The organism is Streptomyces sp. WAC05292, assembly GCF_003949955.1.
In the GTDB taxonomy this organism is placed as follows: domain Bacteria; phylum Actinomycetota; class Actinomycetes; order Streptomycetales; family Streptomycetaceae; genus Streptomyces; species Streptomyces globosus.
The window spans coordinates 1-26633 of sequence record NZ_RPSE01000052.1; the positions used below are offsets into that span (position 1 = coordinate 1).

At 74.2% G+C, this 26633-nt stretch carries 27 protein-coding genes; 14 read left to right on the plus strand and 13 right to left on the minus strand.

The genetic code is table 11. The features are described 5' to 3' along the window. The 5 genes from EF903_RS09180 to EF903_RS09200 form a co-directional block, all read left to right on the plus strand. The coding region (locus EF903_RS09180) for a MiaB/RimO family radical SAM methylthiotransferase (RefSeq protein ID WP_125542703.1) at positions 1-1008 on the plus strand (1008 nt) is incomplete at its 5' end. Then, complete coding sequence (gene pgsA / locus EF903_RS09185; protein WP_125542704.1) at positions 1005-1682, plus strand: CDP-diacylglycerol--glycerol-3-phosphate 3-phosphatidyltransferase; 678 nt, start codon at positions 1005-1007, stop codon at positions 1680-1682. The genes EF903_RS09180 and pgsA, both read left to right, overlap by 4 nt. A 56-nt stretch (positions 1683-1738) precedes the next feature. Next, complete coding sequence (locus EF903_RS09190; protein WP_125542722.1) at positions 1739-2239, plus strand: CinA family protein; 501 nt, start codon at positions 1739-1741, stop codon at positions 2237-2239. A 109-nt stretch (positions 2240-2348) separates the two neighbouring features. Further along, positions 2349-2729 carry a helix-turn-helix domain-containing protein gene (locus EF903_RS09195; RefSeq protein WP_114054467.1) on the plus strand — a complete coding sequence of 127 codons (381 nt, stop codon included), beginning with the start codon at positions 2349-2351 and terminating at the stop codon, positions 2727-2729. 156 nt (positions 2730-2885) lie between these two features. Beyond that, the gene (locus tag EF903_RS09200; protein ID WP_185902587.1) at positions 2886-3146 is read left to right on the plus strand and encodes a hypothetical protein; all 261 of its coding nucleotides are present in this window, start codon (positions 2886-2888) and stop codon (positions 3144-3146) included. Positions 3147-3153: 7 nt separating this feature from the next. Here EF903_RS09200 and EF903_RS09205 read toward each other — a convergent pair whose 3' ends face one another. The 3 genes from EF903_RS09205 to EF903_RS09215 all read right to left on the minus strand — a co-directional run bounded on the left by EF903_RS09205 (position 3154) and on the right by EF903_RS09215 (position 9515). Continuing rightward, entirely contained in the window at positions 3154-3954 is an 801-nt protein-coding gene (locus tag EF903_RS09205) for a DNA-formamidopyrimidine glycosylase family protein (protein WP_125542705.1), read from the minus strand. 117 nt (positions 3955-4071) lie between these two features. After that, on the minus strand, positions 4072-4752 hold the full coding sequence (locus tag EF903_RS09210) for a hypothetical protein (RefSeq protein ID WP_125542706.1): 681 nt from the start codon (positions 4750-4752) through the stop codon (positions 4072-4074). Positions 4753-4922: 170 nt separating this feature from the next. Further along, positions 4923-9515 (minus strand): ATP-dependent helicase, encoded by a 4593-nt coding sequence (locus tag EF903_RS09215; RefSeq protein WP_125542707.1) that lies wholly within the window; start codon positions 9513-9515, stop codon positions 4923-4925. 120 nt (positions 9516-9635) lie between these two features. Between EF903_RS09215 and EF903_RS09220 the strand changes: the two genes are divergently transcribed. The 5 genes from EF903_RS09220 to EF903_RS09240 all read left to right on the plus strand — a co-directional run bounded on the left by EF903_RS09220 (position 9636) and on the right by EF903_RS09240 (position 13156). Next, complete coding sequence (locus EF903_RS09220) at positions 9636-10466, plus strand: AraC family transcriptional regulator (RefSeq protein WP_125542708.1); 831 nt, start codon at positions 9636-9638, stop codon at positions 10464-10466. Positions 10467-10573: 107 nt separating this feature from the next. Further along, positions 10574-11311 carry an AzlC family ABC transporter permease gene (locus EF903_RS09225; protein ID WP_125542723.1) on the plus strand — a complete coding sequence of 246 codons (738 nt, stop codon included), beginning with the start codon at positions 10574-10576 and terminating at the stop codon, positions 11309-11311. Continuing rightward, positions 11308-11616, plus strand: coding sequence for an AzlD domain-containing protein (locus EF903_RS09230; protein ID WP_125542709.1), 309 nt, complete (start codon positions 11308-11310; stop codon positions 11614-11616). The genes EF903_RS09225 and EF903_RS09230 overlap by 4 nt, the downstream gene beginning before the upstream one ends. Positions 11617-11647: 31 nt before the next feature. Next, the gene (locus EF903_RS09235; RefSeq protein ID WP_125542710.1) at positions 11648-11842 is read left to right on the plus strand and encodes a DUF3046 domain-containing protein; all 195 of its coding nucleotides are present in this window, start codon (positions 11648-11650) and stop codon (positions 11840-11842) included. 219 nt (positions 11843-12061) lie between these two features. Then, the gene (locus EF903_RS09240; RefSeq protein WP_125542724.1) at positions 12062-13156 is read left to right on the plus strand and encodes an AI-2E family transporter; all 1095 of its coding nucleotides are present in this window, start codon (positions 12062-12064) and stop codon (positions 13154-13156) included. Here EF903_RS09240 and EF903_RS09245 read toward each other — a convergent pair. After that, complete coding sequence (locus EF903_RS09245; protein WP_125542711.1) at positions 13110-13865, minus strand: Clp protease N-terminal domain-containing protein; 756 nt, start codon at positions 13863-13865, stop codon at positions 13110-13112. The two genes, EF903_RS09240 and EF903_RS09245, sit on opposite strands and share 47 nt — an antisense overlap. 247 nt (positions 13866-14112) lie before the next feature. Here EF903_RS09245 and recA point away from each other — a divergent pair, with 247 nt between their 5' ends. Then, positions 14113-15237 (plus strand): recombinase RecA, encoded by a 1125-nt coding sequence (gene recA / locus EF903_RS09250; protein ID WP_125542712.1) that lies wholly within the window; start codon positions 14113-14115, stop codon positions 15235-15237. 4 nt (positions 15238-15241) lie between these two features. Continuing rightward, positions 15242-15814, plus strand: coding sequence for a recombination regulator RecX (recX, locus tag EF903_RS09255; protein ID WP_125542713.1), 573 nt, complete (start codon positions 15242-15244; stop codon positions 15812-15814). A 25-nt stretch (positions 15815-15839) separates the two neighbouring features. Here the strand turns inward: recX and EF903_RS09260 are convergent, their stop codons facing one another. From EF903_RS09260 to EF903_RS09290, 8 genes are all read right to left on the minus strand, one after another. Continuing rightward, positions 15840-16253 carry a rhodanese-like domain-containing protein gene (locus tag EF903_RS09260; RefSeq protein WP_260615025.1) on the minus strand — a complete coding sequence of 138 codons (414 nt, stop codon included), beginning with the start codon at positions 16251-16253 and terminating at the stop codon, positions 15840-15842. Next, positions 16250-16759, minus strand: coding sequence for a cysteine dioxygenase (locus EF903_RS09265; RefSeq protein ID WP_125542714.1), 510 nt, complete (start codon positions 16757-16759; stop codon positions 16250-16252). Before EF903_RS09265 ends, EF903_RS09260 begins: the two co-directional genes overlap by 4 nt. A gap of 62 nt (positions 16760-16821) precedes the next feature. Next, positions 16822-16911 carry a putative leader peptide gene (locus EF903_RS35840; RefSeq protein WP_312845902.1) on the minus strand — a complete coding sequence of 30 codons (90 nt, stop codon included), beginning with the start codon at positions 16909-16911 and terminating at the stop codon, positions 16822-16824. A 33-nt stretch (positions 16912-16944) separates the two neighbouring features. Beyond that, positions 16945-18519, minus strand: coding sequence for an FAD-dependent monooxygenase (locus tag EF903_RS09270; protein WP_125542715.1), 1575 nt, complete (start codon positions 18517-18519; stop codon positions 16945-16947). A gap of 191 nt (positions 18520-18710) precedes the next feature. Then, complete coding sequence (locus EF903_RS09275) at positions 18711-19604, minus strand: amino acid ABC transporter permease (protein ID WP_125542716.1); 894 nt, start codon at positions 19602-19604, stop codon at positions 18711-18713. Next, positions 19601-20275, minus strand: a complete 675-nt coding sequence (locus EF903_RS09280) for an amino acid ABC transporter permease (RefSeq protein WP_125542717.1) — start codon at positions 20273-20275, stop codon at positions 19601-19603. The genes EF903_RS09275 and EF903_RS09280 overlap by 4 nt, the downstream gene beginning before the upstream one ends. An 83-nt stretch (positions 20276-20358) precedes the next feature. After that, positions 20359-21207: a glutamate ABC transporter substrate-binding protein gene (locus tag EF903_RS09285; protein WP_125542718.1), complete on the minus strand. Its 849-nt coding sequence runs from the start codon at positions 21205-21207 to the stop codon at positions 20359-20361. An 89-nt stretch (positions 21208-21296) separates the two neighbouring features. Beyond that, entirely contained in the window at positions 21297-22082 is a 786-nt protein-coding gene (locus EF903_RS09290) for an amino acid ABC transporter ATP-binding protein (RefSeq protein WP_125542719.1), read from the minus strand. Between the two features lie 278 nt (positions 22083-22360). Here EF903_RS09290 and EF903_RS09295 point away from each other — a divergent pair, with 278 nt between their 5' ends. Together EF903_RS09295 and EF903_RS09300 are read left to right on the plus strand one after the other, a co-directional pair. Then, the gene (locus EF903_RS09295; protein ID WP_125542720.1) at positions 22361-23071 is read left to right on the plus strand and encodes a response regulator transcription factor; all 711 of its coding nucleotides are present in this window, start codon (positions 22361-22363) and stop codon (positions 23069-23071) included. Positions 23072-23083: 12 nt separating this feature from the next. Beyond that, positions 23084-24496 (plus strand): HAMP domain-containing sensor histidine kinase, encoded by a 1413-nt coding sequence (locus EF903_RS09300; RefSeq protein ID WP_125542721.1) that lies wholly within the window; start codon positions 23084-23086, stop codon positions 24494-24496. A 20-nt stretch (positions 24497-24516) separates the two neighbouring features. Here EF903_RS09300 and EF903_RS09305 read toward each other — a convergent pair. Continuing rightward, positions 24517-26633, minus strand: a 2117-nt coding sequence (locus EF903_RS09305; RefSeq protein WP_260615026.1) for an endo-beta-N-acetylglucosaminidase, incomplete at its 5' end; no start/stop codon positions are given.

The window sequence follows — 26633 nt, forward strand, 5'->3', positions numbered from 1 at the left end:
GCCCAGGCCCCCGCCGACCTCCCCGAGGGCGTCGCGCCCGCCTCCGGCCCGCGCGCCCCGCTGCGCCGCCGCCTGGCCACCAGCCCGGTGGCCTCGGTCAAGCTCGCCTCCGGCTGCGACCGCCGCTGCTCCTTCTGCGCCATCCCGTCCTTCCGCGGGTCCTTCATCTCCCGCCGCCCCTCCGACGTGCTCGGCGAGACGCGCTGGCTCGCGGAGCAGGGCGTCAAGGAGGTCATGCTGGTCTCCGAGAACAACACCTCGTACGGCAAGGACCTCGGCGACATCCGCCTGCTGGAGACGCTGCTGCCCGAGCTGGCCGCCGTCGACGGCATCGAGCGCATCCGCGTCAGCTACCTGCAGCCCGCCGAGATGCGGCCCGGCCTGATCGACGTGTTGACCTCCACCCCCAAGGTCGCCCCCTACTTCGACCTGTCCTTCCAGCACTCCGCGCCCGACGTGCTGCGCGCCATGCGCCGCTTCGGCGACACCGACCGCTTCCTGGAGCTGCTGGACACCATCCGGGGCAAGGCGCCCCAGGCCGGCGTCCGCTCCAACTTCATCGTCGGCTTCCCCGGCGAGACCGAGGCCGACTTCGCCGAGCTGGAGCGCTTCCTCACCCACGCCCGGCTCGACGCCATCGGCGTCTTCGGCTACTCCGACGAGGAGGGCACCGAGGCCGTCGGCTACGAGAACAAGCTCGACGCGGACACCATCGCCGAGCGGCTCGCCCACATGCAGCGCCTCGCCGAGGAGCTCACGTCCCAGCGCGCGGAGGAGCGGATCGGAGAGACCCTGGAGGTACTCGTCGAATCCGTCGAGGCGGTCGACGAGGACGGCGACGGCGCCTACGGGCGCGCGGCGCACCAGGCCCCCGAGACCGACGGCCAGGTCCTCTTCACCGACAGCACCGGCCTGGTGCCCGGCCGCATGGTGACCGCCAAGGTCGTCGGCACGCTGGGCGTGGACCTGGTGGCCGAGCCCCTGGAGCTGGAGGAGGCGGCCGGATGAGCGGAGTCCCGGCATCTGCGGCGGGCGGGACCGGCCGCCGGCCCGTTCCCGGCGCGAAGCTGGGCGCCGCGGCGGTGAACCAGGCCAGCCTGTGGAACATCGCCAACATCCTGACGATGGTCCGGCTCGTCCTGGTGCCGGGGTTCGTGCTGCTGCTCCTCGCCGACGGCGGGTACGACCCGGTGTGGCGCGCGCTGGCCTGGGCCGCGTTCGCCATCGCCATGATCACGGACATCTTCGACGGGCACCTTGCCCGGACGTACAACCTGGTCACGGACTTCGGGAAGATCGCCGACCCCATCGCCGACAAGGCGATCATGGGGTCGGCGCTGGTCTGCCTCTCCTGGCTGGGAGAGCTGCCCTGGTGGGTCACCGGGGTGATCCTCGGGCGGGAGCTCGGCATCACCCTCATGCGCTTCTGGGTGATCCGCTACGGGGTGATCCCGGCCAGCCGCGGCGGGAAGCTCAAGACGCTGGCGCAGGGCACCGCGGTGGGCATGTACGTCCTCGCGCTGACCGGGGCGCTGGCCACGATGCGGTTCTGGGTGATGGCGGTGGCCGTCGTGCTGACCGTGGTCACCGGTTTGGATTACATCCGCCAGGCCGTCGTGCTCCGGCGCAGGGGCCTCGCGGCCGAGCGGGCGGCCGCCGCCGAGGAGGCGTCCGCGAGGTGAGAGGCGCGGTGGGGGATTCCGCAGGGGCCGCGGACGCCCCGCGGACGGCGGCGGAGATCGCGGCGGAAGCGCTCCGGCTGCTTGCGGACGGTGACCGCACCCTCGCCGTCGCCGAGTCGCTGACGGGGGGCATGGTCGCCGCCGCGTTGACGTCCGTACCCGGTGCCTCCCGGTCGTTCCGCGGATCGGTCACGGCCTACGCGACCGACGTGAAGGCGCGGGTGCTCGGCGTCGACGCCGAGCTGCTGGCCGCCGAAGGCGCGGTGAACCCGCAGGTGGCGGTCGAGATGGCGGCCGGGGTCCGGCGCGTGCTCGATGCCTCGTGGGGGATCGCGACCACCGGAGTCGCCGGCCCGGACCCTCAGGACGGACAGCCGGTGGGGACGGTTTTCGTCGCGGTTTCCGGACCGCTGTTCGACAAAAGCGCCGCATTGAGGTTGAACGGCTCCCGGGAGGAAATCCGTAGGGAGAGTGCACGCACAGTGCTCGAACTCCTCTTGAGCGAACTCCGCGAGAATGTGCGGGGGCAGGATACGGAACAGAACGGGGGGATTTGATGTTTGCAGCCCTGAGTGAACACGACATCGCTCCCCGCACGGCCGCGGCGCGAGGCGGTACGGTGGGGCGTGAAGGATGCGGCTACACGGTCAGAGGAGGGAGCCACCGATGATTCTGCTCCGTCGCCTGCTGGGTGACGTGCTGCGTCGGCAGCGCCAGCGCCAGGGCCGTACTCTGCGCGAAGTCTCCTCGTCCGCCCGAGTTTCTCTCGGCTATCTTTCCGAGGTGGAGCGGGGGCAGAAGGAGGCGTCCTCCGAACTGCTCTCCGCGATCTGCGACGCGTTGGACGTACGGATGTCCGAGCTGATGCGCGAGGTCAGTGACGAGCTGTCGCTGGCCGAGCTGGCACAGTCGGCCGCGGCAAGCGAACCCGTACCGGTGCCGGTACGCCCGATGCTCAACTCGGTCTCCGTGACGTCCGTCGCGGGCGGGCCGGAGCGGGTGACGATCAAGGCACCTGCGGAAGCGGTGAACGTCGTAGCCGCTTGAGCGCGAGTGCGCGCGCCGTGAAGGCAAGAGCGTGGCCGGAGCCCCGGCCGGTGCAAAAGCACCGGCCGGGGCTCCTCGCCGTTTCGGGTGCGGGTGCGCGGGGTGTACGGGAGGATGGACCGCGTCCGGTCGCGGCCCTGAACCCGGGAGGCAGCCGTGCGGCGGTTGGCCGTGCCCCTCGCGCTGGCGGCGGGCGTGCTCTGGTGCTGGGCGGTGCTGCGGCTGCTGCTGGAGCCGGACGCCTCCGGGCCGCTGGAGGGCGCGGTGGCCGTGGGCGGCTGGGGGCTGGGCGTGTTGCCGGTCCACTGCGCGCCGCACCGCGGCCGGCGCAAGGGCCGGGCCGGCGCAGGCGCGGCCGAGGCGGGCGGGCGGCCGGATGCGGCGGAGGGCGTGCCGGGGCCGTACGGGCGTGACTGACGGGACGTCAGTCGGGGTGCGGGCCGGCCTGGCAGCGCGGGCACCAGTACGTCGGGCGGTCGTCCTGGTCGGCCTTGCGCACAGGGGCGCCGCAGCGAAAGCAGGGCAGGCCCGGACGCCCGTAGACGAACAGGGCACGGCCCGGGCGGCGGCTGCCCGTGGTGTTGCGGCCCTCGCCCGGGCCGATGTTGGCGGCGAGCAGCCGCTGCGCCGCCGCGGCCAGGCGGACGGCGGTCCTCGGCGCGTCGGGCAGGGCGCCGACCGGCGTCCAGGGGGTCGCCCCGGCCATGAAGCAGAGCTCGCACTTGTACACGTTGCCGATGCCGGCCAGGTTCCGCTGGTCGAGCAGGGCCTCGCCGAGCGGCCGCTCCGGGGCGGCGAGCAGGTTGGCGGCGGCCCGCTCCGCGTCCCAGTCCGGGCCGAGGAGGTCGGGGCCGAGGTGGCCGACGGCGCGGTCCTCGTCGGCGGTGCGCAGCAGCTCCACGACGGGCAGGCGGTAGCCGACGGCCGTGCGGTCGGCGGTGCCGAGGACGGCGCGGACCTCGTACAGGGGGCCGCCGCGCCATGGGCGGCCGGCGGCGAAGACGTGCCAGGCGCCGTCCATGCGCAGGTGGGTGTGGAGGGTCAGGCCGCCCTCGAAGCGGGCGAGGAGGTGTTTGCCGCGGGGGACGACCTCCAGGGTGGTGCGTCCGGTCAGGTCGGTGGTGGCCAGGCGCGGGACGCGCATGTCCCAGACGGTCAGCTCGCGGCCGGCGAGGGCGGCGTGCAGCCGGGCCGCCGCACGCCAGACGCTGTCTCCTTCGGGCATGGGCCCATTGTGGGCCCGCGGGCGCCGGAGACGGGCCGAGCCCCTGCGGCCGGGTGGCGCCGCAGGGGCTCGCAAGGGGACCGGGAGGGGTCGCCGGGCCGCGGACGCGGCCTGCGGCTACTTCCAGACGAGGCCCTTGCCGTCGCTGAGGGAGTTGTACGGGTTGCCCCAGTACTCGGCGCCGGAGACCTTGGTCTCGGCGGACGGGGCCAGGGCGACGGCGCAGCCCGTGGCGGTCTGGCCGTTGGTGAAGCCCTTCGGCAGGGAGTCGTTCGGGCACTTCTCGAACTTGCCGATGACGGAGAGCTTGCCGGCCTCGCTGCCGTCGCCGAGCAGGCCCTTCATGTGGCCGACGCTGGTGTACGACAGGTCGACGGTGCCGACGTTCTTGATCGAGTAGCGGATGTAGTAGGGGACCTTGCCCTTGACCTGGTCGCCGAGCTTGAAGACGTCGAGGTCGGAGGGGTTGCCCTGCTCGATCGCGGTGACGGTGAGGGCGATCGTGCCGCCCTTGGTCTTGCCGTAGTCGAACGGCACGGTGGCCGTCTCGCCGATCTTGAAGGTCTGGCCGGGCTTGGCCATGCCGGCGGGCGTGCCGCCGGCGGGCGCCCCGCTGCTCTGGCCGGCGTCCGGGGTGGCGGGGACGGCGCTCTGGTCGCCGCCCGCGGGGGCGGAGGAGGCCGGGGCCGACGGCGCCGGGGCGAGCTCCTCGTTGCCGTTCTTGCAGCCGGTCAGCGTCAGGGTGCCGGCGACCGCCAGGCCGATGACGGCGGTGGTGGCTCGTCGCGTGTTGCTCACAGGTCTTCGTCCCCCATGTAGGTGCACTTTGATGTGGCATCGTCACGAGCGATGCCTGCGGGAATCTTGATAGCCGAGGGGCGGGGCCACATTCCAGCCACGGCGGGGTCTGTGACATGCTCCGTACATAAGCGCGACGTAAGCGCAACGGCCGAGACCTCGCCGAAGCCTCAGGACCGCAGCCGCAGCCCCCGCGGACTCGCGTGGAAGCCGGCCGCCTCCAGCACCGCACCCAGCGGCGACGTCAGCGCCGGCGCCGTGTTGACCCGCTCCACCGTCAGCGCCGGGAGCGTCCCCGCCCGCGACGCCTCGGCCAGCGCGGCGGCGGCCGCCGCCAGCCTCGGATCCTCCGCCTCCGGCCACGCCAGCAGCGTCTTCCCGCCGCGCTCCAGGTACAGCACCAGCTCCCCGTCCACCAGCACCACCAGCGAGCCCGCCTTGCGGCCCGGCTTGTGCGACGCCCCCGCGGGGGGCTCCGGCCACGGCAGGGCCGCCCCGTACGCGTTCGCCGGGTCCGCCGCGGCCAGCACCACCGCCGCCAGCGGCGGCGGATTGCGCTCCGCCGACCGCAGCCGGTCCACCGCGCCGTCCATCGCGAACTGCGCCGCGCCCAGCCCCTCCACCACGTACCCGCGGCGGGCCTGCCCGCTGTCCTCGAACGCCGACAGCACCCGGTACACCGCGCTGAAGCCGCCCTCGACGCCCTCCGCGGCCACCGCCCCCCGCGTCACCACCCCGTGCCGGTCCAGGAGCGTACGGGCCAGCGCGTGCGCCCGGTGGGTCGGATCCGGCGCCTGCTCCGGCAGCAGGGACCAGCGGCCCGAGGCGGTGGGCGGCCCCTGCCGAACTGCCTGGGCCGCCCCCACCGCGCCGTACCGCCCGCGGGGCACCGTACGGCGCGCCCGGTGGGCCGTGGCGCCGGCCGTGCGGCCCGAGCCCAGCACCGCCCGCAGCGGCGCCAGCGTGTCGTTCGTCAGCCGGCCCGACCAGGCCAGGTCCCACAGCGCGTCCGCCATCTCCGGCTCGGAGACCTCCGGATGGCGGGCCCGCACCGCCTGCGCGACCTGGCGGAAGAACAGCCCGTACCCACCCGACAGGGCCTCCAGCAAAGCCTCGTGAAGAGGCGTCAGCTCCAGGGGGTGCGCGGGCGGCAGCAGCAGCGGGGCCGCGTCCGCCAGGTACAGCGACACCCACCCGTCCTTGCCGGGCAGGGCCCCGGCGCCCGCCCACACCACCTCCCCGGTGGTCGTCAGCTCGTCCAGCATGGCCGGCGAGTAGCCTGCCACCCGCGAGGGCAGGACCAGCCGCTCCAGCGCCGACGCGGGCACCGGGGCGCCCTGCAGCTGCTCGATCGCCCTGGCCAGGCCGTCGATGCCGCGCAGCCCGCCGCCCAAGTGCTGCCACTGCGGCAGGAAGGTGGCCAGCGAGGCCGGCGGCACCGGCTCCAGCTCCTCGCGCAGCGCCGCCAGCGAGCGCCGCCGCAGCCTGCGCAGCACGGCCGCGTCGCACCACTCCCGGCCGATGCCCGCCGGATGGAACTCCCCCTGCACGACGCGGCCCGCCGCCGCCAGCCGGTGCAGGGCCCCCTCGGTGACCGCAGCCCCCAGCCCGAACCGGGCCGCCGCGGCGACCGTGGTGAACGGGCCGTGCGTCCGCGCGTACCGCGCCAGCAGGTCGCCCAGCGGATCCTTCACCGGCTCCGTGAACGCCTCCGGCACACCCACCGGCAGCGCCGTGCCCAGGGCGTCGCGCAGCCGCCCCGCGTCCTCGACGGCCGCCCAGTGCTCCTCGCCCGCGATGCGCACCCGGATCACCCGCCGGGCGCGCTCCAGCGCCCGAGGCCACGCCTCCTCCGCACCCCGCTGCACCAACTCCCCGTCCGTGAGCGGCCCCAGCAGCCGCAGCAGGTCGGCCACGGACTCCTCGTCCTTGGCCCGCCGGTCCGGCGAGAGCCACTGCAGCTCCTGCTCCAGCTCCGCCAGCACCCCGGCGTCCAGCAGCTCCCGCAGCTCCGCCTGGCCGAGCAGCTCCGCCAGCAGCCGCGAGTCCAGCGACAGCGCGGCCGCCCGCCGCTCCGCCAGCGGCGAGTCCCCCTCGTACAGGAACTGGGCGACGTACCCGAACAGCAGCGAGCGCGCGAACGGCGACGGCTCCGCCGTCGTCACCTCCACCAGCCGCACCCGCCGCGCCTCGATGTCCCCCATCAGCTCGGCCAGCCCCGGCACGTCGAAGACGTCCTGCAGGCACTCCCGCACGGCTTCCAGCACGATCGGGAACGACCCGAACTCCGAAGCCACCTGGAGCAGCTGGGACGCCCGCTGCCGCTGCTGCCACAGCGGCGTGCGCCGGCCCGGGTTGCGCCGCGGCAGCAGCAGCGCCCGCGCCGCGCACTCCCGGAACCGCGAGGCGAACAGCGCCGAGCCGCCCACCTGGTCGGTGACGATCCCCGCGACCTCGCCGTGGTCGAAGGCCACGTCCGCCGCGCCCAGCGGTGCCTGCTCGTCGTCGAACGCGAACGAGTGCACGGACGCGGGATCGTGGTCCAGCAGGTCCGCCGACAGCAGGTCGGCGTCCGGCAGGCGCAGCACGATGCCGTCGTCCCCGTGCATCACCTGCGCGTCCATCCCGTACTTCTCCGCGAGCCGGGCGCTCAGCGCCAGCGCCCACGGGGCGTGCACCTGCGCACCGAACGGGGAGTGCACCACGACCCGCCAGTCCCCGAGCTCGTCCCGGAACCGCTCGACCACGATCGTCCGGTCGTCCGGTACGTGCCCGCAGGCCTCCCGCTGCTCCGCCAGGTACGCCAGCACGTTCTCCGCGGCCCAGCCGTCGAGCCCCGCCGCCAGCAGCCGCAGCCGCGCGTCCTCGGCGGTCATCGCACCGACCTCGCGCAGGAACGCGCCGACCGCCCGGCCCAGTTCCAGCGGGCGGCCCAGCTGGTCGCCCTTCCAGAACGGCAGCCGCCCCGGCACCCCGGGGGCCGGGGTGACCAGCACCCGGTCCCTGGTGATGTCCTCGATCCGCCACGACGTGGTGCCGAGGGTGAACACGTCCCCCACGCGGGACTCGTACACCATCTCCTCGTCGAGCTCGCCGACCCGCCCGCCGCCCTTCTTCGGGTCCGCACCGGCCAGGAAGACGCCGAACAGCCCCCGGTCGGGGATGGTGCCGCCCGAGGTGACCGCCAGGCGCTGCGCCCCCGGCCGGCCCGTCACCGTCCCCGCGACCCGGTCCCACACCACCCGCGGCCGCAGCTCCGCGAACGCGTCCGACGGGTAGCGCCCCGCCAGCATGTCCAGCACGCCGGTGAACGCCGACTCCGGCAGCCCGGCGAACGGCGCGGCCCGCCGCACCAGAGCCAGCAGCTCGTCCAGCTGCCAGGTGTCCATCGCGGTCATCGCGACCACCTGCTGCGCCAGGACGTCCAGCGGGTTCGACGGGATGCGCAGCGACTCGATGGCCCCCGACCGCATCCGCTCCGTCACGACCGCCGCCTGCACCAGGTCGCCCCGGTACTTGGGGAACACCACTCCCGTCGAGACCGCGCCCACCTGGTGCCCGGCGCGGCCCACCCGCTGGAGCCCCGACGCCACCGACGGCGGCGACTCCACCTGCACCACCAGGTCGACCGCGCCCATGTCGATGCCGAGCTCCAGGCTGGAGGTGGCGACCACCGCGGGCAGCCGGCCCGCCTTCAGGTCCTCCTCCACCAGCGCCCGCTGCTCCTTGGACACCGAGCCGTGGTGCGCCCGCGCCAGCAGCGGCGGCGCGCCCAGCGCCGCCCCCGACTGCGCCATCACCTCGGCCGGAGGCGCGCCCTCCGGCAGCCGCTCGCCCACCGCGCGCTCGTACGCGATCTCGTTCAGCCGGTTGCACAGCCGCTCCGCGAGCCGGCGCGAGTTGGCGAACACGATGGTGGAGCGGTGCGCCTGCACCAGGTCCGCGATCCGCTCCTCCACATGCGGCCAGATCGAGGGCCGGTCCCCGCCCTCCCGGCCCTCCGCGGCGGGGGAGCCGCCCAACTCGCCCAGGTCCTCGACCGGGACGACCACCGACAGGTCGAACTCCTTCTCCGACGGCGGCTGCACGATCTCCACCCGGCCGCGCGGCGACAGGTACCGGGCCACCTCCTCCACCGGGCGCACCGTCGCCGACAGGCCGATCCGGCGGGCCGGGCGCGGCAGCAGCTCGTCCAGCCGCTCCAGGGAGAGCGCCAGGTGCGCGCCGCGCTTGGTGCCCGCCACCGCGTGCACCTCGTCCAGGATGACCGTCTCCACCCCGGACAGCGCCTCGCGCGTCGCCGACGTCAGCATCAGGAACAGCGACTCGGGCGTGGTGATCAGGATGTCCGGCGGGCGGGTCGCCAGCGCGCGCCGCTCGGCGGCCGGGGTGTCTCCCGAGCGGATCCCCACCCGGATCTGCGGCTCCGGCAGCCCGAGCCGCACGGACTCCTGCCCGATGCCGGTCAGCGGGCTGCGCAGGTTCCGCTCGACGTCGACCGCGAGGGCCTTCAGCGGCGACACGTACAGCACGCGGCAGCGCTTCTTCGGCTCCGCGGGCGGCGGCTCGGAGGCCAGCCGGTCCAGGGCGGCGAGGAACGCGGCCAGCGTCTTGCCGGAGCCGGTCGGCGCGACGACCAGGACGTCGGCCCCTTCCCCGATGGCCCGCCAGGCGCCCTCCTGGGCGGCGGTGGGAGCACGGAAAGCCCCCGTGAACCAGGAGCGGGTCGCGGGGGAGAACGCCTCGAGCGCAGAGCCGGCCATGCCCCCATCCTGCACCCCGGCACCGACAACGGCCGTGACCCGCGCATCCGCCGCAGCCACCGCGCCGGGCCGCCCGGACCCGCCGCCGACCGGGTCCCGGCCGGCGCGCAGAATGGAGGGGTGGCGCGAGCGGACGGCAGGGAGTGGGCGCGGCACTGGCGGTACGCGGAACTGCCGGGCCTGGACCTGCTGCGCGCCCGCTACGTGAGCCATTCCTTTCCCCGGCACGCCCACGACGGGTACGTCATCGCGGCCGTCACCGGCGGCGTCGAGGAGGTCGGCCTGCCCGGCGGCACCCTGCGGGCCGGCCCCGGCAGCATCGTCCTGATCAACCCCGAGGTCCCGCACACGGCGCGCGCCGGCGTCCCCGAGGGCTGGGCGTACGCCACCCTCTACCCCTCCCGCGAGCTGGTCGGCCGCGTCGCCGCCGAGACCGCCGGGCTCCGCGGCACCCCCGGATTCACCGTCGACTCCGTCGCCGACCCGCAGACCTCGCACACGATCACCGAGGTGCACCGGGCCGCCGAGGAGGGCAACGCCCTCGCCGCCGACACCCTGCTGCACACCGCGGTGGCCCGGATGCTGGCCCGGCACGCGGGCCCGCTGCCGGCCGCGCCCGTCGCGAGCGCCGGGGCCGCGGGCGCGGCGCGGGCCCGGGCGGTGCTGCTGGAGCGGATGGCCGACCCGCCGTCGCTGGAGCAGCTCGCCGCGGAGCTCGGGACCGGCCCGTTCGCCCTGCTGCGGGCGTTCCGCGAGCGCTACGGGATGCCGCCGCACACCTGGCTGACCGACGCCCGGGTGCGGCGGGCGCGCCGCCTGCTGGACGCGGGCACCGCCCCGGCCGAGGCGGCCGCCGCCGTCGGCTTCACCGACCAGCCCCACCTGAACCGGCACTTCACCCGGATCGTGGGGGTCCCGCCGGGCGCCTACCGGCGCGAGCGGGCCGGGTAGCCGCGCCACGCCGCGCCGCGCCGTCGGCCGCCGGGCCTGCAAGAACGTACAAGACCGGGCCCGCCCGCCGTGCGTACCGTCGCGGCGTGCGAGAACGTCAGACGGTGATGCGACAGGACCGGCCCGGGCCCGGGGGCACCCCGGGGGAGGCGGGTGCGGGCGGCGCCGCGGAGCCCGCCGGGCGGCCGCGCGCCCGGGTGGTGCGCGACGCCCTCGGAGTCGGGGTGGCCGTCGGCCTGTCCGGCTTCGCGTTCGGGGTGACCGCCGCGGGATCCGGGGTGAGCGCCCTGCAGGCGTGCGTCCTGAGCCTGCTCGTCTTCACCGGGGCCTCGCAGTTCGCGCTGGTGGGGGCGCTCGCCGCGGGCGGGAACCCGTTCACGGCCGCCGCCGGCGCCTTCTTCCTCGGCACCCGGAACGCCTTCTACGGGCTGCGGCTGTCGCAGCTGCTCGCCCTGCCGCGGGCCGTGCGCCCGCTCGCCGCGCACTGGGTGATCGACGAGACCGCGGCCGTCGCGCTGGCCCAGCCCGACCGCCGCTCGGCGCGCCTCGGGTTCACCGTGACCGGCCTGACGCTGTACGTGCTGTGGAACCTCACCACGCTGCTCGGCGTGCTGGGCGCCGAGGCGATCGGGGACACGGCCGCCTGGGGGCTGGACGCCGCCGGCCCCGCCGTCTTCCTGGCCCTGCTCGCGCCCATGCTGCGGACCGGCACCGAGCGCGCCGTCGCCGTGCTCGCCGTCGTCCTCGGGCTGGGGCTGCTGCCCGTGCTGCCCGCCGGGCTGCCGGTGCTCGTCGCCGCGCTCGCCGCCCCCGCGATCCTCTGGCTGAAGGGACGCCGCAAGTGAACGTGTGGCTCGCCATCGCGCTGACCGCCGCCGGCTGCTACGCCGTCAAGCTGGCCGGGCTCCTCGTGCCCGCCGGGGCGCTGGAGCGGCCCCTGGTGCGCCGGCTCGCCGGATTGCTGCCGGTCGCCCTGCTCGCCGCGCTCACCGCCCAGCAGACCTTCGGGGCCGGGCAGCAGATCGTCCTCGACGCCCGCGCGGCCGGCGTGGCCGCGGCCGGGATCGCGCTGCTGCTGCGGGCCCCGTTCCTGCTCGTGGTGGGGGCGGCCGTCGCGGTCACGGCGGGCGTGCGCGCCCTGGGCGGATAGGGCCCCGGCGGCCGGGCGGGATACTGGGGTCATGCGGTTGACGATTTTCTGGGAGCGGATGGCCGAGCACTTCGGGGCCGGCTACGCCGACTCCTTCGCGCGGGACCACGTCATGTCCGAGCTCGGCGGGCGCACCGTCCACGAGGCGCTGGAGGCCGGCTGGGAGGCCAAGGACGTGTGGCGCGCGGTGTGCTCCGCCGTCGGCGTACCCGATTCGCTGCGCTGACGCCGGCGGCCGTTTGCCGGTACGCCGGGCGGGTGGGACAGACTGGGCGGCGTGGCAGCCACCGACGACACGACCGAGCGCACCGGGCCGCCGCCCGCGCGCACCGACGACGAGGCCCGCCCCGCGGGCGGCGGCCCCGCTCCGGGCCCGGCCGCCGAACAGGCGGCGCCGCCGGCCACCGCCGCCGCGGCGGTCCGCGCGGCGGCGGCCGGCGACCGCATGCCCCGCTGGCTGCCGCGCGCCGTCGTCCTCGTCCTGGCCCTGATCGCCTGCTACCGCCTCGGCAGCTGGGCCTTCCACCAGCTGATCGGGCTGCTGGTCAACATCCTGATCGCGTTCTTCCTCGCCCTCGCCATCGAGCCCGCGGTGTCGCGGATGGCGGCCCGCGGCGTGCGCCGGGGCCTCGCCACCTTCCTGGTGTTCCTCGCGGTGCTCGTGGCGTCAATCGGGTTCGTCGTCCTGCTCGGCTCGATGCTCGCCGGGCAGATCGTCGAGATGGTCGAAAGCTTCCCCCGCTACCTCGACTCGGTGATCGGCTCGATCAACGCGACCTTCCACACCGAGCTGTCCCGGCTCGCGATCCAGGACAGCCTGCTGCACTCGGACTGGTTGCAGAAGTACGTCCAGGACAGCGCGAGCGGCGTGCTCGACGTCTCCGCGACCGTCCTCGGCGGGCTGTTCCGCCTGCTGACGGTCGGCCTGTTCGCCTTCTACTTCGCCGCGGACGGACCGCGCCTGCGGCGCGCCCTGTGCTCCGTGCTGCCCCCGGCGAAGCAGGCGGAGGTGCTGCGCGCCTGGGAGATCGCCGTCGCCAAGACGGGCGGATACCTTTATTCGCGCGGTCTGATGGCTCTGATCTCCGGGCTCGCCCACTATGTGCTGTTCGCGCTCCTGGGCGTGCCCTACGCGCCGGCGCTCGCGGTGTGGGTGGGGCTGGTCTCGCAGTTCATCCCCACCATCGGCACCTACCTGGCGGGCGCCCTGCCCATGCTGATCGCCTTCCCGGTCGATCCGCTGTACACGCTGTACGTCCTCGGCTTCGTGGTGGTGTACCAGCAGTTCGAGAACTACGTCCTCCAGCCGAAGCTGACCTCGCGGACGGTGGACATCCACCCGGCCGTCGCCTTCGGCTCGGTGATCGCGGGGACTGCCCTGCTGGGCGCGGTCGGGGCGCTGGTCGCGATCCCGGCCGTCGCCACGCTGCAGGCCTTCCTCGGCGCGTACGTCAAGCGGTACGAGCTGACCGCGGGCGCCGAGGCGGGCGCCCCTACGCCTGGTCCGCGCCGCCGAGCACGGCTGCCAGGGCTTCGCTGACGGCCGCCTCGGTGGCGGCCTTGTCGAGACCGGTGCCGGAGAGGACGCCCTCGCCGTGCTCCAGTTCCAGCAGGGCGAGCAGGATGTGCTCGGTGCCGACGTAGTCGTGGCCGAGGCGCAGGGCCTCGCGGAACGTCAGCTCCAGGGCCTTCTTCGCGGAGGCGTCGAAGGGGATCAGCTCGGGCAGGGCGCCCTCGGCCGGCGCGGGGAGCGCGGCGCGGGCCGCGGAGCGCACGGCGTCCGGTGCGACGCCCTGCGCGCGCAGGGCGAGCATCGCGAGGCCCTCCTGGTCGGCGACCAGGCCGAGGACGAGGTGCTCGGTGCTGATCTCGGTGTTGCCGGCGGTGCGGGCGGCCTCCTGCGCGGCCACGACGACGTTGCGGGCGCGCGGCGTGAAGCGGCCGAAGCCCTGGGCGGACTCGCCCGACCCGCCTTCCTTGTCGGCCTTCGGGACGAAGCGCTTCTGGGCGGCCTGGCGGGTGACGCCCATGCTGCGGCCGATGTCGGTCCAGGAGGCGCCGGAGCGGCGGGCCTGGTCCACGAAGTGGCCGATGAGGTGGTCGGCGACGTCGCCCAGGTGCTCGGCGGCGACCACCGCGTTGCTGAGCTGGTCGAGGGCGTCGGCGTGGGACTTCTTGATGACCTCGATCAGGTCGTCGAGGCGGACCGGGACGGTCGTGCGAACGGGTTCCTGAGAAGGGTTCGTCATGAGTGCAACCCTAGGTTGACAATCCAGCGGGTGTCAACCGCGGGTTGTCAATTGCGGGGGAGGGGGTGCGGTCGCGGCTGTCCGGGGGAGGTCGGCGGAGGCCCTGACGGGTCGGCTTGACAGGGAAATCGAACATCCATTCTGATGGGTTATCCACAGCCGGAACGGCCGTGGGAGCGGATTGTCAGTGGCACGCGTTAGCGTCAATGACGTGAAGCGATCGACTCAAGCAAACCGGGTGGAACCCATGGCAGGCACCGACCGCGAGAAGGCTCTCGACGCCGCCCTCGCGCAGATTGAACGGCAATTCGGCAAGGGTGCGGTCATGCGCCTGGGCGACCGGCCGAACGAGCCCATCGAGGTCATCCCGACCGGGTCGACCGCTCTGGACATCGCCCTCGGCGTCGGCGGCCTGCCGCGCGGCCGCGTCGTCGAGATCTACGGCCCGGAGTCCTCCGGCAAGACGACCCTGACCCTGCACGCCGTGGCCAACGCGCAGAAGGCCGGCGGCACCGTCGCCTTCGTGGACGCGGAGCACGCCCTCGACCCCGAGTACGCCCGCGCCCTCGGCGTCGACACCGACAACCTGATCCTCTCCCAGCCGGACACCGGCGAGCAGGCCCTCGAAATCGTGGACATGCTCGTCCGCTCGGGCGCCCTCGACCTCATCGTCATCGACTCCGTCGCCGCGCTCGTGCCGCGTGCGGAGATCGAGGGCGAGATGGGCGACTCGCACGTGGGCCTCCAGGCCCGCCTGATGAGCCAGGCCCTCCGCAAGATCACCAGCGCGCTCAACCAGTCCAAGACCACCGCGATCTTCATCAACCAGCTCCGCGAGAAGATCGGCGTCATGTTCGGCTCCCCCGAGACCACCACCGGTGGCCGGGCGCTGAAGTTCTACGCCTCCGTGCGCATCGACATCCGCCGCATCGAGACCCTCAAGGACGGCACCGAGGCGGTCGGCAACCGGACCCGCTGCAAGGTCGTCAAGAACAAGGTCGCGCCGCCGTTCAAGCAGGCCGAGTTCGACATCCTCTACGGCCAGGGCATCAGCCGCGAGGGCGGCCTGATCGACATGGGCGTGGAGCACGGCTTCATCCGCAAGGCCGGCGCCTGGTACACGTACGAGGGCGACCAGCTCGGCCAGGGCAAGGAGAACGCCCGCAACTTCCTGAAGGACAACCCCGACCTCGCCAACGAGATCGAGCGGAAGATCAAGGAGAAGCTCGGCGTCGGCGTCCGCAAGGGGGCCCAGCCCGCCGCGGAGGGCACCGCCGAGGAGACGGCCGCCGCTGCCGACGGCGACGCCAAGAACGTTCCCGCCCCCGCGTCGAAGGCGAAGACGGCCAAGGCCGCCGCCGCCAAGAGCTGACCCGGTGCGGGAACACGACGGGGGCGGCGGCTCCGGCGCGACGAGGGCCGAGCGGGAGCTGCCGCCCCAGAGTCCCGAAGAGCAGGCGCGGGCGATCTGCCTGCGCCTGCTCACCGGGATGCCGCGCACCCGGCGCCAGCTCGCGGACGCGCTGGCCAAGCGCGGCATCCCCGACGAGGCCGCCGAGGAGGTCCTCTCCCGCTTCGAGGAGGTGGGCCTCATCGACGACGCCGCGTTCGCCGGCGCCTGGGTCGAGTCCCGCCACCGCGGGCGGGGCCTGGCCCGCCGGGCCCTCGCGCAGGAACTGCGCACCAAGGGCGTCGGCGCCGCCCTCGTCCAGGAAGCCCTCGGGCAGCTGGACTCCGAGCAGGAGGAGCGGACCGCCCGGGAACTCGTCGAGCGCAAACTCCGCTCCACGCGCGGCCTCGACCGCGACAAGCGGATCCGGCGCCTGGCCGGGATGCTCGCCCGCAAGGGCTACCCGGAGGGCATGGCCCTGCGCGTGGTCCGCCGCGCCCTCGAAGCCGAGGGCGCGGACGACGGCTTCGGATCCGGCGCGGCGTACCCGGAGGACTGACCGGCGTGCGGGGCCGGGAGGTCCGTCACGTGTCGGCGGGGCCGGTGGTGGGGTGGCCTTCGGCGCGCCAGGACTGGTAGCCGCCCGTCATGTCCGTGGCCCGGTGCAGGCCGAGGGCGTGCAGGGACGCCGCGGCCAGCGACGAGGCGTAGCCCTCGTCGCAGAAGACGATCACCCGCAGGTCGTGGGAGACCGCCTCGGGGAGGCGGTGCGAGCCCTGCGGGTCCAGCCGCCACTCCAGCTCGTTCCGCTCGATGACGAGCGCGCCCGGGACCAGGCCGTCCCGCTCGCGCAGGGCCTGGTAGCGGATGTCCACCAGGACGGCGCCGCCCGCCGTGGACTCCGCGTACGCCTGGGCCGGCGAAACCCGATCGTAGGTGCCGCGGACCCGCTCCAGGAGGGCGTCGATGCCGATCCGCCCCCTCTCCGCGGCGCTCACCGCCAGTCCTGCGGGCGCTCCACCTGCTCCAGCGTCAGGACGGGGCCGCTGCGGCTGAACCTGCGGATCAGCGGCAGCGGCGGGTGGTAGACGTGCACCGAGACCGCGTGCTCCTCCGCGGACCCGTTGAGCACCTCGTGGACGTGGTGCTGTCCGAAGGCGCGGCCCGTACCCGCCACGAGGGTCCGGCTGCGGTCCACGCCCGGCGCCAACTCCAGGCTGCGCCAGCCCTCGGAGGGGATGCGGGCGGCGAGCGAGTGCTCGGTGAGGGAGCCCCGTGCGGTGGCGAACGCGCCCCGCGATTCGGCGTGGTCGTGCCAGCCGGTCCCCGAGCCGGGCGGCCAGCCGATCAGCCAGGCCTCACTGCCGCCCGGCCCGTCCAACCGGATCCAGGTGCGCTCGTACGGGTCGAGGGGGAGGGCGGCGACGGCGGCCGCGTCGGCGGCCGTGCGCAGGGCGAAGCCGAGGAGCTCGGAGGCCGCCACGGCTTCGGCGGTGGCAGACATGGGGATGACCGTCCTGGAGGTTCGCGGGAGGGCGCGCCGGAGCGCGCGGGAAGGAAGGCGAATCAGCAGGAGCGGCGACACACGCAGCCCGCATAGCGGACCAGGTCCATGTGGACCCTCCGCCACAGGCGCACGTCGTCGCTGCCGGTCATGGCGGCGAGTCAAGCACGGCGACCGCGGGGCGGTCAATCGATCGCGGCGGAGGGCGTGGTGGACGGGGTGCGGTCCGGCGCGGCGGGGGCGCCCATGCGGACGGCGTCCGCCGCCTCGTACAGCTCGGCCGGCCGTACGCCCGCGAACGTCGCGGCGAGGTGCCCGTCGGGCCGGACCAGCAGCACGGTGTGGGCAGGCGCCCCCGGATAGCCGTCGGCGACGAGCAGGTCCGCCCGCACCGGCAGGGCGGACACCGCGGCGGCGAGCCGCGGCATCAGCCCCGCGCCGAGCCAGTGCCGCCGGTCCCAGACCCCGGTGCCCGGGGCGACCAGCACCACCAGCAGCCGGCCCCGGCCCAGCATGTCGCGCAGCGGGACGGTCGACCCGTCGGGGGCCGACACGGGGACGTTCGCGACGGCGCCGCCCGGCTCGGTGGCCGTGGGCACCTCGCGCACCGCCACCGGCGGGGCGTACGCGGGCAGCGCGCCGAGCGGCCCGCGGCCCAGGTGGCCGTCGGTGAGGAGGGCTTCGCCGCCGCGGGCGGACCCCGGCAGCAGCGTCCGCAGTCCGGCGCCCCCGCGCAGCGCGGGCACGGCCTGGTCGGCGGCCCGCAGCCGGGCGGCGACCGCGGTGCGCCGCTCGTCCTCGTAGCTGTCCAGCAGGGACTCCGAGGCGCCGTGGTGCCAGGCCAGCGCCAGCTTCCAGGCGAGGTTCTCGGCGTCCCGCAGCCCCTCCTCGACGCCCTGCGTGCCGAGAGCGCCCAGGAGGTGCGCGGCGTCCCCGGCGAGGAAGGCGCGGCGCTCCCGCCAGCGGATGGCGAGCCGGTGGTGCAGCGTGTGCACCCCGGTGTCGAGGAGGTCGTACGGGGGAGTGGTGCCCTCGCACCAGGAGGCCATCGTGTCCCGGATCAGCGTCACCAGCGCGTCCGGGGTGACGAGTTCCCCGCGGGCCGGGAGCAGCCAGTCGAGCCGCCACACCCCGTCGGGCAGCGGCCGGGCGGTCGTCTCGTGCGGCGGGTCGCGGTGCAGGAGCGCCTCGCCCGGCCAGGGCAGCTCGGTGCGCAGCGCGGCCACCGCGTGCCGCTCGACGGCGGTGCGGCCCGGGAAGCGGATGCCGAGGAGCTTGCGGACGGTCGAGCGCGCACCGTCGCAGCCGACGATGTGGCTGCCCCGCCACCAGGTGGTCTCCGCGCCGCGGGTGTGCGCGGTGACTCCGCGGTCGTCCTGCTCCAGGGCATCGAGCTTGCTGTCGGTGACCAGGTTGACCAGCGGGTGGACCGCGGCGGCGCCGCGCAGCCCGCGGGTCAGGGCGTGCTGGGGCACGTGCAGCGGGGCCGGCTCGTCGTCGAAGGTGATCCGGCCGGTGTCGCGGCCGCGCCGCCGCGTGCGCCAGGCCGCGTACGACGCGCCTTCGTCGCGCAGGGGCGCACAGCCCAGGCGGTGCACCATGGCGGCGGTGTCGGAATGGAGGACGACCGTCCGGGCAGGCCGGGGGAGGTCCTTGCCGGGCCCCTCGTCGAGCACGACGGACGGCACGCCCTGGCCGGCCAGGGCGAGGGACAGGGCCAGCCCGACCGGCCCCGCACCGACGACGATCACCGGGTCCACGAGGCGGCTCCCGATGTCCGGTATGTGATCACAGAACGTATGCAACCCACTGGAGGTGCCTGCGTCAAGTGACACCCTCCCCGGGCATGCGTGTGGTGCGGCGGATGAGATCCGCCGCACCACACGTGCCACGCCTGTTCACTGACCGGGTGTCAGGGATTCGGCGCCGGGCGGGCGCCGTCCGTCCCGGGTCAGGGGGCCTTGCCCACGCCGGCCGCGCCGCCCGCGTCGACCTCTGCCACGTCGCCCTCGACGACCGCGCCGGTGCCCTTCTTCGACTGCCGCAGCCGGCGCTCGAGGAAGGAGGCGAGAGCGGTGAGCGCGAAGTTCACCGCGATGTAGATGAGGGCGATCACGACCATCGTCGCGATGGTGTTGCTGTAGTTGGCGGAGATCTGCCGGTTCATCGACATCAGGTCCGCGAAACCGAGGACGGCGCCGCCGAGCGCGGTGTCCTTCAGGATCACGACCAGCTGGCTGACCAGTGCCGGCAGCATCGCCGTGACGGCCTGCGGGACCAGGACGTGGAACATCATCTGGCCCTTGCGCATGCCGATCGCCTTGGCGGCGTCGGTCTGGCCGCGCGGCAGCGACAGGATGCCGGCCCGGACGATCTCCGCGATGACCGAGGCGTTGTACAGGACGAGGCCGGTGACCACCGCGTACAGCGGGCGCAGGTCGGAGCTGACGGTCCCGAGCATCACGTACAGCGCCGAGCTGAAGATCATCAGCATCAGGACCGGGATGGCGCGGAAGAACTCCACGACCGTGCCGATCGGGACGCGCACCCACGCGTGGTCGGACAGCCGGCCGATACCCAGCAGCGCACCGAGCGGCAGGGCTATCACCATGGCGATCAGGCCGGCCTTCAGCGTCTCACCGAGGCCGGGGAGGAGGAACGTCGTCCAGATCTGGCTGTCGGTGACGAAGGGGAGCCACTTGTCGGCGTCGAGCTGGTTCTTCTCGGCCATGCGGGCGAGAACCCACCAGAGCGCCAGCCCGACCAGCACGGCGAAGATCGCCGTGTAGATCCAGTTGCGGACCTTCGCCTTGGGGCCGGGGGTGTCGTACAGAACGGAGCTCATCGCTTCACCGCCACTCGCTTGGCCACCCAGCCCAGCAGAAGGCCCGTGGGCAGGGTGAGGACGACGAACCCGAACGCGAACACCGCGAAGACCGCGAAGAGCGCGTCCGCTTCGTTCTCCAGCATTTCCTTCATCAGCAGGGCGGCTTCGGCCACACCGATCGTCGCCGCCACCGTCGTGTTCTTGGTGAGGGCGATCAGTACGTTGGTGAGCGGCGCGATGACCGCCCGGAAGGCCTGGGGGAGCACGATCAAGGTGAGTACCTGGAAGAAGCTCAGGCCCAGCGCGCGGGCGGCCTCGGCCTGCCCGACGGGCACCGTGTTGATGCCGGAGCGCAGCGCCTCGCAGACGAACGTGCCGGTGTAGGCGATCAGGCCGAGGACCGCGAGGCGGAAGCCGATGTCCTTGGAGCCGTCGCCGCCGAGCGTGATGCTCAGGGTCTGGTACAGGCCCAGCGAGCATCCGAGGATCAGCAGGGTCAGCGGCGTGTTGCGCACGATGTTGACGTACGCGGTGCCGAAGGCCCGCATCAGCGGGACGGGGCTGACCCGCATCCCGGCCAGCATCAGGCCCCAGATCAGGGACCCCGCGGCTGAGTAGAGGGTGAGCTGAACCGTCACCCAGAAGGCTCCGAGCACGTCGTATTGCCCGGAAGTAAGAAAGTCGAACACGTTGCCCTGCGCTCTCCCCAGGATGGCCGGTGAGGCGCGCCGCCGCCCGCCCGAAGTGGGCGGCGGCGCGCCTCACCGAAGAATCAGCTGCCTTCGGTGATCTGCGGGGCCGGCTCGGCCTTGTAGCCGGCGGGGCCGAGGTTCGCGTCCACCGCCTTCTGCCAGGAACCGTCCTCGACCATCTTCTTCAGGGCGGCGTTGACCTTGGTCTGGAGCTCCTTGTCGCCCTTCTTCAGACCGATGCCGTAGGGCTCGTCGCTGAGCTTCAGGCCGACCAGCTTGAACTTGCCCTTGTTCTTCTCCTGCGCGGCGTAGCCGGCCAGGATCGAGCCGTCCGTGGTGAGGGCGTCCACGGCCTTGTTCTCCAGGCCGGTGAGGCACTCGGAGTAGCCCGGGTACTCCAGCAGGTCGGCCTCGGGGGCGAGCTTGGTCTTGATGTTCTGCGCCGACGTGGAGCCGGTGACCGAGCAGAGCTTCTTCTTGTTCAGGTCCTCGGCCTTGGTGATCGAGGTGTCGTCCGCGCGGACCAGGAGGTCCTGGTGGGCCAGGAAGTACGGGCCCGCGAAGTCGACCTTCGCCTTGCGCTTGTCGTTGATCGTGTAGGTCGCGACCACGAGCTTGACGTCGCCGTTCGAGATCAGGTTCTCGCGCTCGGCGCTGACGGCCTGCTTGAACTCGATCTGGTCGGGCTGGTAGCCGAGTTCCTTGGCCACGTAGGTGGCGACGTCGACGTCGAAGCCCGTGAACTTGCCGTCGGGCGTCTTCAGGCCCAGACCCGGCTGGTCGAACTTGATGCCGATGACGATCTTGTCCTTGCCGCCGCCGGCGGTCCCGCCGTCGCCGGCCGAGCCGCTGCCGCCGCCGCACGCGGTCGCGGTCAGGGAGAGGACGACGGCCACGGCTGCGGCCGCGCCGGCCTTGAAGAGCTTCATGGTGAACTTCCCTCGGATGAGACGTTGTTGGACGGCGAGGGACGGCGTGAGCCGCCGGGCCGCCACGGGATCAGTACCAGACGGAGCCGTCAGTGGTGCAGGATCTTCGAAAGGAAGTCCTTGGCGCGGTCACTGCGCGGGTTGCTGAAGAACTGCTCGGGCTCGGCCTCTTCGACGATCTTCCCGTCGGCCATGAAGACGACCCGGTTGGCCGCAGAGCGGGCGAAGCCCATCTCGTGCGTGACGACGACCATCGTCATGCCCTCGGTGGCGAGCTGCTGCATGACCTCCAGCACCTCGTTGATCATCTCCGGGTCGAGGGCCGATGTCGGCTCGTCGAAGAGGATCACCTTCGGGTCCATGGCCAGCGCGCGGGCGATCGCCACGCGCTGCTGCTGACCGCCCGAGAGCTGCGCCGGGTACTTGTCGGCCTGTGTTCCGACGCCCACCCGGTCCAGCAGGGCCTGGGCCTTCTTCGCCGCCGTGGCCTGGTCCGTCTTGCGGACCTTCATCTGGCCCAGCATCACGTTCTGCAGCACCGTCTTGTGCGCGAAGAGGTTGAAGGACTGGAAGACCATGCCGACGTCGGCACGCAGCCGGGCCAGCTCCCGCCCCTCCGAGGGCAGCTCCTTGCCGTCGATCGTGATCGTGCCGGAGTCGATCGTCTCCAGCCGGTTGATCGTCCGGCACAGCGTCGACTTGCCCGATCCCGAAGGACCGATCACCACGACGACCTCACCGCGGGCAATGCTGAGATTGACGTCCTGAAGCACGTGCAGCGCGCCGAAGTGCTTGTTGACGTTGCTCAGTACGACCAGGTCGTCAGCGGCTCCGGCCGCACCTTCCGCGTCCTTGGTCACTGATACTCCGCTCATCGGCTTCTTGCTCCGTCCTCCTCGGTTGGGAGGACAGTAGTGACGCCGTCCTCACACCGTCACCACATCTGAGGGAGAATTGAGGATAACGATACGGCCTCGCCCCGATACGCTCCGTACGTGCCGCGGCGCCCTCCGCTCCGGAGCCCGTACCGGGTGCATAACGGAAGGCGCCCCGGGCCGGAACCCCCTTGACGCGGGGGCGCTCATCAGCGTGGATGCTCTGTGGCCCTGACCGCAGACCAAGATCGACAGGACGCCAGGAAAGGGGGACGCCCGTGAGGCTGCTGCTCGTGGAGGACGACGACCACGTCGCCGCCGCCCTGTCCGCGATCCTCGCGCGGCACGGCTTCCAGGTGACGCACGCCCGCAACGGCGAGGAGGCCCTCCAGGCGCTGCTGCCCGCCGGGACGCCGCCGTTCGGCGTGGTGCTCCTCGACCTCGGGCTGCCCGACCAGGACGGGTACGAGGTCTGCGGCAAGATCCGCAAGCGCACCTCGACCCCCGTCATCATGGTCACCGCCCGCTCCGACGTGCGCTCCCGCATCCACGGCCTCAACATGGGCGCCGACGACTACGTCGTCAAGCCCTACGACACCGGCGAGCTCCTCGCCCGCATCCACGCCGTCGCCCGGCGCACCGGCGTGTCGGAGGAGGCCGGCGCCTCCCCGGCCGCGGCGGGCGTCCCGGGCGCCGTCCGCGTCGGGCCCGTCAGCATCGAGCTGCCGACCCGCCGCGTCAGCGTCGACGGCACCGACGTGCCGCTCACCCGCAAGGAGTTCGACCTGCTGGCCCTGCTCGCGCAGCGGCCCGGCGTCGTCTTCCGCCGCGAACAGATCATCAGCGAGGTGTGGCGCACGAGCTGGGAGGGGACGGGGCGCACCCTGGAGGTGCACGTGGCGTCGCTGCGCTCCAAGCTGCGCATGCCCGCCCTGATCGAGACCGTCCGCGGGGTGGGCTACCGGCTCGTCCCCCCGGCCGCCCCCTAGGCGGGCCCCGGCGTGCGCGCCCGGCTGCTCCCGCTGCTCGTCGTCCTGATGGCGGGCGTCCTGCTCGCCCTCGGCTTCCCGCTGGCCGTCAGCCTGGCCGCCGGCCAGCAGCAGCGGGTCATCGTCGACCGGATCGACGACAGCGCCCGCTTCTCCGCGCTCGCGCAGTTCGTCTTCGACGCCGAGGCCTCCGGGAGCACCGGCGCCGCCGACCGCCGCGAGACCCTCCAGCAGGAACTGGCCCGCTACCAGGAGCTGTACGGCATCCGGGTGGGGATCTTCTACCGCGACGACAACGCCATGGTCCGGGCGCCCGGCTGGTGGCAGCTGCCGGAGGAGGGCGAGGGGCGGGAGGCCTTCACGGAGGCCCTCGCCGGGCGGCGCAGCCACGATCCGCCGCAGGTGTGGCCCTGGCAGACGCAGGCGAAACTCCTCGTCGCCTCGCCGGTCGTCCTCGACGGCGACGTCGTCGCGGTCGTGGTCACCGAGTCGCCGACCGACCAGCTGAGGGCCCGCATCCTCAACGGCTGGCTGATCATCGCGGCGGGGCTCGCCGCGGCGATGCTCCTCGCGTTCGGCGCGGCGCTCCAGCTGACCCGCTGGGTGCTCAAGCCCGTCCGCACCCTCGACGCGGCCGCCCACGGCATCGCCACCGGCCGGATGAACTCGCGGGTGGCGGCCTCGGGCGGCCCGCCGGAACTGCGGCGGCTGGCCCGCTCGTTCAACGAGATGGCCGACAACGTCGAGGAGGTCCTGGAGCAGCAGCGGGCGTTCGTCGCCGACGCCTCCCACCAGCTGCGCAACCCGCTCGCGGCGCTGCTCCTGCGGATCGAGCTGCTCGCCCTCGAACTGCCCGAGGGCAACGAGGAGATCGCGTCCGTGCGCGCCGAGGGCAAGCGGCTGGCCCAGGTGCTGGACGACCTGCTGGACCTGGCGCTCGCCGAGCACGCCTCCGCCGAGCTCAGCCTCACCGACATCGGGGCGCTCACCGGCGAGCGGGTCGCCGCCTGGCGGCCGTACGCCGAGGAGAAGGGCGTACGCCTCCGGGAGGCGGGGCGGTCGGCCGTCACCGGGTGGGCCGACCCCATCGCCCTGTCCAGCGCCCTCGACGCGGTGATCGACAACGCCCTGAAGTTCACGCCCGCCGGCGAGGAGGTGGAGGTCTCCGTCGCCGCGGACGGGGCGTTCGTCCACGTCGTCGTCGCCGACCGGGGGCCCGGCCTGACCGAGGAGGAGCTGCTCCGCATCGGCGACCGGTTCTGGCGCAGCGGCCGCCACCAGAACGTCAAGGGCTCCGGGCTCGGCCTGTCGATCTCCCGGGCGCTGCTCACCGCGGGCGGCGGCACCCTCTCCTACGAGACGAACCGGCCGCACGGGCTCCGGGTGACCGTCGCCGTGCCGCGCAGCGCCCCGCACGGCGGCTGACCCCGGCCGGGGCGGCCGGTTCAGCCGGACCAGGCGAGCGCCGTGCGCGCCGGGGCGGAGGCCGCGTACAGCTCGTCCACGGCCCGTACCTCGAAGGCGGCCGCCCGCTCCCGCCCCGCGCGGACGACCTCTGGCAGGTACAGGGCGGTGCCGCACGTGCCGCCGAGGAACCTGCGGGCGCCGCCCGGGAGCAGCCGGTGCAGCTCGTAGTGGCGGACCGGTCCGGCTGCCCGCCGCCACGACAGGCGCACCTCGGCCGCGCCGTCCCGCCGGGCCGCGGCGTCCACGCGCAGGGCATGCGGGCTGCCCGGGCGCCGGTGCGGCGTGTCGTCGCGTACCGACACGGCGCCGACCCGCCACACCACCGCCGTGCGGCCGAGCGCGGTGATCCGTACGGCCAGCCCGTACGCGGTCCGGCCCGCCAGGCGCGACAGCCCGACCCGCGCCGTGCCCCAGCCGGCCCCCGGCCGCGCCCCGCCCGCCGCGAACCAGGTGTACGGGACCGGCCCGCCCGGGGCACGCGGCTCGCGCACCGCGACACCGACCTCGACCGACACCGGCGCCGAACCGGGCTCGGCGCGGTGCACCAGTTCCAGCACGCCCGCCGCCGGCAGCGCGAACCGCGTGCCGTGCAGCCCCACGGCCGCGGGCGCGGTGAGGGGGCCCGCCACGAGGAGGCTGGAGCCGCCGCGCCAGGCCGCCGCGAAGTCCAAGGCCACCTCCGGGCGCGGCCCGGCGGTGTCCACGACCCAGCGCCGGCCCGGCAGCCGGTCCTGGAGCCCGAGGTGGTTCCACGGCGCGTCGGACACGGCCCGCCCGGCCTCGTACCAGCGTTCGCCGTGGCCGGTGTTGAAGGAGCAGGCGAACGGCAGCGCACCGACCGTCGAGCGGTCCGCGACGACCGTGGCGGGCGCCCGCCAGCCGCGCTCGGGCGCCGGGCGGGCGGGGTCCGCCGACTCGCCCGTCCAGAACCGGTCGTCGGCCCGGTGGAAGGCGCCGGGGGAGCGGTCCGCGAGGTGGTTGCGCGTCCACTCCGGCCGGTGGAAGCCGATGCCGGTCACGTGGTCGCCGCCGCGCGGCACGATCGCGTCCCAGTCGACCGGCGTGTCCCAGCCGCGGGCCTCCGTGTCGACCGCCGCCCACAGCTCGTGGCGGCTGCGGCCGAGCCGCTCCGCCAGCGCGCCCGAGCCGGCGAGGCTGCGGCGGCTCCAGCGGAAGTCGACGAAGAAGCCGTCCGAGACGGGTCCCGCACGGTCCTCGAAGAACTCCTGGTTCAGCTGGTTCAGGGCGCCCTGCCAGCCCACCCGCCCGGTGTCGTTCATCGCGTCGTACCAGGTGGTCCGCAGCCCGTGCGGTGCGCCCGCCGCGCGCAGGGCGCGCAGGAAGCCCCGCATCCGGCCGGCGAGCAGGCTGTCGCCGCCGTCGGTCTCGGCGTTGACGAACCAGCCGTCGAAGCCGTACGCGGCGGCCACCTCGGCCAGCTTGTCCGCGAGCGGGAAGCGGCCGGAGGCGTCCTGCTGCACCAGGTCCCGCGTCCACTGCAGGTCGCCGCCGTACGCGACGGGCGGGAGGAAGACGTTCCCGAGGACCCGGACGCCGTTGCGGTGCGCGGCGTCGACGACGGGTGCGGTGGGGGCGAGCACGAGTCCCTCGCCGGCGGAGCCGCCCCAGAAGACCAGCTCGTCGAGGTACGCCCAGTGCGTCAGGGCGTAGGTGTCGCTGGTCGGGGAGCCCTGGGCGGGGGTGCCCGCGGTCGGCCCGAACGAGACGAGCGCGGCGATCCGGGCCTGCCCGGCGCGGGCGCCGGGGTGGACGGGCACCGGGGTGAAGCGCTCCGCGAGCGGCACGGAGGCGGTGTGGTACGCGAGGTCCGGATCGGACTCGGGAGCCCACTCCTTCAGGGAGCGCCACACGATGCCCGGGCCGGGGGAGCCCGGCGGGAGGGAGTCCGGGAACCAGTAGGAGGCGTACGGGGCGAGGCCGCCCGCGCCACCGGGCGCGGCGGCGGCCGGCGGCGGCGCGGCCGCACGAGCCGCGGCCGCTGCGTGCGCCGCGTGCGCTGCGTGGGCCGCGTGCGCCGCGTGCGCCCGGCCCGTGGCGCCGAGGAGGGCGGCCGCCCCCGCCCCGGCGCCGGCGG

Excerpts from the sequence above, each read along its gene's own strand:
- pgsA (WP_125542704.1), top strand. The coding sequence starts at position 1,005 with ATGAGCGGAGTCCCGGCATCTGCGGCGGGCGGGACCGGCCGCCGGCCC.
- EF903_RS09195 (WP_114054467.1), top strand. The coding sequence starts at position 2,349 with ATGATTCTGCTCCGTCGCCTGCTGGGTGACGTGCTGCGTCGGCAGCGC.
- EF903_RS09205 (WP_125542705.1), bottom strand. The coding sequence starts at position 3,954 with ATGCCCGAAGGAGACAGCGTCTGGCGTGCGGCGGCCCGGCTGCACGCC.
- EF903_RS09215 (WP_125542707.1), bottom strand. The coding sequence starts at position 9,515 with ATGGCCGGCTCTGCGCTCGAGGCGTTCTCCCCCGCGACCCGCTCCTGG.
- EF903_RS09225 (WP_125542723.1), top strand. The coding sequence starts at position 10,574 with ATGCGACAGGACCGGCCCGGGCCCGGGGGCACCCCGGGGGAGGCGGGT.
- EF903_RS09235 (WP_125542710.1), top strand. The coding sequence starts at position 11,648 with ATGCGGTTGACGATTTTCTGGGAGCGGATGGCCGAGCACTTCGGGGCC.
- EF903_RS09240 (WP_125542724.1), top strand. The coding sequence starts at position 12,062 with ATGCCCCGCTGGCTGCCGCGCGCCGTCGTCCTCGTCCTGGCCCTGATC.
- EF903_RS09245 (WP_125542711.1), bottom strand. The coding sequence starts at position 13,865 with ATGACGAACCCTTCTCAGGAACCCGTTCGCACGACCGTCCCGGTCCGC.
- recA (WP_125542712.1), top strand. The coding sequence starts at position 14,113 with ATGGCAGGCACCGACCGCGAGAAGGCTCTCGACGCCGCCCTCGCGCAG.
- EF903_RS09265 (WP_125542714.1), bottom strand. The coding sequence starts at position 16,759 with ATGTCTGCCACCGCCGAAGCCGTGGCGGCCTCCGAGCTCCTCGGCTTC.
- EF903_RS35840 (WP_312845902.1), bottom strand. The coding sequence starts at position 16,911 with ATGACCGGCAGCGACGACGTGCGCCTGTGGCGGAGGGTCCACATGGAC.
- EF903_RS09275 (WP_125542716.1), bottom strand. The coding sequence starts at position 19,604 with ATGAGCTCCGTTCTGTACGACACCCCCGGCCCCAAGGCGAAGGTCCGC.
- EF903_RS09285 (WP_125542718.1), bottom strand. The coding sequence starts at position 21,207 with ATGAAGCTCTTCAAGGCCGGCGCGGCCGCAGCCGTGGCCGTCGTCCTC.
- EF903_RS09290 (WP_125542719.1), bottom strand. The coding sequence starts at position 22,082 with ATGAGCGGAGTATCAGTGACCAAGGACGCGGAAGGTGCGGCCGGAGCC.